At 56.0% G+C, this 3132-nt stretch carries 4 protein-coding genes; all 4 read right to left on the bottom strand.

The features are described 5' to 3' along the window. Positions 1-57 precede the first annotated feature (57 nt). From NQF89_RS08755 to NQF89_RS08770, 4 genes are read right to left on the bottom strand one after another with little or no spacing between them, the layout of a single operon-like run. Complete coding sequence (locus tag NQF89_RS08755) at positions 58-1119, bottom strand: phage tail protein (RefSeq protein ID WP_266137989.1); 1062 nt, start codon at positions 1117-1119, stop codon at positions 58-60. After that, positions 1119-1721, bottom strand: a complete 603-nt coding sequence (locus NQF89_RS08760; protein WP_266137990.1) for a phage tail protein I — start codon at positions 1719-1721, stop codon at positions 1119-1121. Before NQF89_RS08760 ends, NQF89_RS08755 begins: the two co-directional genes overlap by 1 nt. Further along, positions 1714-2616 carry a baseplate assembly protein gene (locus tag NQF89_RS08765; RefSeq protein WP_266137991.1) on the bottom strand — a complete coding sequence of 301 codons (903 nt, stop codon included), beginning with the start codon at positions 2614-2616 and terminating at the stop codon, positions 1714-1716. Before NQF89_RS08765 ends, NQF89_RS08760 begins: the two co-directional genes overlap by 8 nt. Further along, positions 2613-2963 (bottom strand): GPW/gp25 family protein, encoded by a 351-nt coding sequence (locus tag NQF89_RS08770; RefSeq protein WP_266137992.1) that lies wholly within the window; start codon positions 2961-2963, stop codon positions 2613-2615. Before NQF89_RS08770 ends, NQF89_RS08765 begins: the two co-directional genes overlap by 4 nt. Positions 2964-3132: the final 169 nt, after the last annotated feature.

Consider the following 3132-nt stretch of genomic DNA (forward strand, 5'->3'; position numbering starts at 1 on the left):
TGGCTGAGTGGTCGTAGCTGGCGTAATAACGCGCCGGATAAAGATTCTGATAATTGCTCATTGCATTACTCCTATTGCGATAACCTGCACTGTCCACTGCCCGCCAGAGGTATTAACCTCCCCGCCTTTGATGTAGGCGGGTTGAAAAGAAAATCCGGTATTATTGATATGCGGGGTAGAGGTGTTGAGATAAACGCCTATCGGAGCGAAACGGGAGACGTAATCCCCACCCGTTTCGCGGGTAATTGCGATTGAAATTACAGGGACAGTGCCCGGCGTAAACGAGGCGGGGAACGAAACCCATGCCTCGTGACCGTCACCCCATGACGTTTGACCCGTGGCTGTGAACGCCTGAATCACTGCTCGTCCTGTTAGGTTAGGCCCAATCACCTCTGGCAACACGCCACCTCCGGCGCGGTTAATCGGCCCGGTGATGGTGCCGCCAGTGAGGGGTAGCAACCCGGCCTCTGCCGCCTGTGCCCGCTGAATTTCCTGCTGAAGGGAAGAGTTTGTGGCGTAGTCGCCTGCGGGCTGCAGTTTACCCTCTGCTGCCTGTGCTCGCTGCACCTCCTGTTGAAGGGAGGCGTTTGTGGCGTAGTCGCCTGCTGGTTGCAGTTTAGCCTCGGCTGAAGAAGCGCGCGCACGCTCTTGTTCTAACAGTCCTTGTGTCCACTCCCGCGTAGCCAGCTGCAGGTTACCATCTACCACCAGGGTGATGTTGTCACTGTTCTGCGCCCTGAAATTTAAGCTGATTAAGAGCTGCCCAGCAGTGCCTTCACTCGGTGCGGGCTTGTATGTGTCTGGGAAATTAGCCACAGCGAACAGCACACCTCCATCTGTCCACAATCCGACTTCCCGCACGGTATAACCACCATGATCCGCCGGGAAGACAGCTTCCGCCACCCACTGCGTGGCATCAGTGGAATTCTGGGACAGGCTGTTCAGATTCACCCGGTCTACTTCATGCACAAGGCCCGTCTGCCCGGCGGACGGCTGAACGGCCTTCCCGCCACCATCGCCCACGGACATAGAGACCAGCTTGATCGCCGGTCCTCCAGTCTCGGCCCCTGCTTCCAGTCCTAGCCCGGCCTGCGTCTTAATTGTCTGATACTGACTCATCAAATCCTCACCCCAATGCCATACGCCATGCCGCCCGCATGGTATGTTGCTTCATCAACCTCTGGTGCTTCCGGGATGTTTATCCCTACGGAGAACAGCACCACCGCGCTTGAAAAAACCTCACAGGAGCTCCGCTTCTGAATATCCGTGACACCCATATGCGAGCGCGCGTTCTTTGTCCGTTCCACAATCGCCAGAAGGGAGTTCCAGAAAGCCGGCCTTAGGGCATTATCGCCCGGATCAGCCACCAGCCTGAATGTGTATGGCTCCCTCTGAGGGGTATCATTGAACCACTCCACAACCGTTAGGGATACGCCCAGCGCAGCGAGTGCGCTTTTTACCGCCCCGATAGTCCCCTTCTTGCGATGCACAGCAAAACTGGACTTGATGACCGCTCGCTTCTGCTCATCACTCCAGGTGCTGTCCCACACCTCTACACGCTGAGCCCATGCTAGCCATGGCAAAAGGATGGCGGGGATCGTGTCCGCATTTGCCGTTTCCCGCACGTAATGGGGAATGCTGTCTAGCGCGACCGCTGGGGTAATATCCAGCGCGCGCTCAAGGGCAGAGGCATTGCAGGGCAGGAGGGTCCGTTCACTCATCTCCCACCTGCGTTGTGCTGATGGTGATGCTCGTACAATAGGGGGCCTGCCCGTCCGCCATGACCAGATTGCCCATCCAGCTGTCCAGAGTCACATCCCGTACCCCTGATTGCTGGAGCGCGGCGTAGATCCCGCTGGTTGCCACCATGCCACCGATCTTGTGGGTACGGTCACAGTAGGCTTGCAGGGCCGTTATGGCGGCCTGCTTGACCACATTCTGATCCGGCCCATTGAACAGCTCCAATGTGGCCGTCACCGAGTAAGGTACCAGCGTCGCCGCCTTCACACTCACCCGATCAGTGAGGGGCCTTATTTCTTCATCATTCACCGCCGCCAAAACTTTGGTCACCAGCGCATCACTGGCCTGCCCGTTATTAGAGCGTGATAGAACGTACAACACCACGACGCCCGGCGTGGGGGACGTCACCTGCACATCACCCACATCAGCATCTGCTTTCAAGGCCCAATAGGCATAGCTGCCGACTGACCCCGCTGTGGAATAGCTTTCCGGCACAAGCTGGATCCGTGCGCGGTAATCATCGTCGCTCTCCATGACAGCAGCCACGGGAGGCGTCACCGTGTTGTCAGCTGGCGTGATAACCAGCCGGGCCACATTCACGTTCGCGCCTAGCTGGTCTAGGTCAGACCCTGCGGCGTATGCCAGCATTACACCCCGTATCGCTTCATTACGCCTCTGCTTTTCCAATGCTAACCTATAAGCAAAACACTCAATCAACTTATACGCAGGGTCGCTTTCAAGGAATGTGGAATATTCAGGGTACAGGCGATAAAACAGTGCCAGAAGGTCGCTCTTTTCCTGATCCGGCACCACCGTGGTGATAGCCTGCGGGGCAGGTAAGCTGGATAGGTCAATGGCATCATACAGGCGGCTCATGTCTGCCGTCCCCCTGACACGTCAATGCCGCTTAGCTTTAGGGTTTGTCCATTTGGCTTATAAACTCCCGTCAAGGACAGTGAGATTCCTCCAACGCTGGGCACAACCTGCACATTTTGGACAGAAAAGCGCGGCTCCCAAATAGCTAGAGCTGTAACGACAGCCTGGTAAATAGATGCTATGCCGCCATTGTTAAGGCCGCTATCTATCAACTCGAACAACCGCGACCCATAATCACGCCGCAACACCCGCGAGCCTAGTGGCGTCGTCAGAATGTCCCGGATGGACTGGCGAACATGGTCCAGATCATCCATGGATTTCCCGGTCTGTGCGTTAATCCCTGCCATGTCTGCAGCGTAGCCCAGCGTTAGATGGATTTTTATGGCGAGATAGGACAGAGTGTTAATGTGCGCAAATATCAATAATTCCTCACAATAATTTCGTTTGGCTCTTTCCCTCTGCGTCCCCCTTTGCAGTTAATGGCTCTTTTGGCGGATACTGTTTTGATGTCAAAAC

The sequence above is a fragment of the Bombella pollinis genome, from assembly GCF_026385485.1.
GTDB classification, from domain to species: Bacteria; Pseudomonadota; Alphaproteobacteria; order Acetobacterales; family Acetobacteraceae; genus Bombella; species Bombella pollinis.

Excerpts from the sequence above, each read along its gene's own strand:
- NQF89_RS08765 (WP_266137991.1), bottom strand. The coding sequence starts at position 2,616 with ATGAGCCGCCTGTATGATGCCATTGACCTATCCAGCTTACCTGCCCCG.
- NQF89_RS08770 (WP_266137992.1), bottom strand. The coding sequence starts at position 2,963 with ATGGCAGGGATTAACGCACAGACCGGGAAATCCATGGATGATCTGGAC.
- NQF89_RS08760 (WP_266137990.1), bottom strand. The coding sequence starts at position 1,721 with ATGAGTGAACGGACCCTCCTGCCCTGCAATGCCTCTGCCCTTGAGCGC.
- NQF89_RS08755 (WP_266137989.1), bottom strand. The coding sequence starts at position 1,119 with ATGAGTCAGTATCAGACAATTAAGACGCAGGCCGGGCTAGGACTGGAA.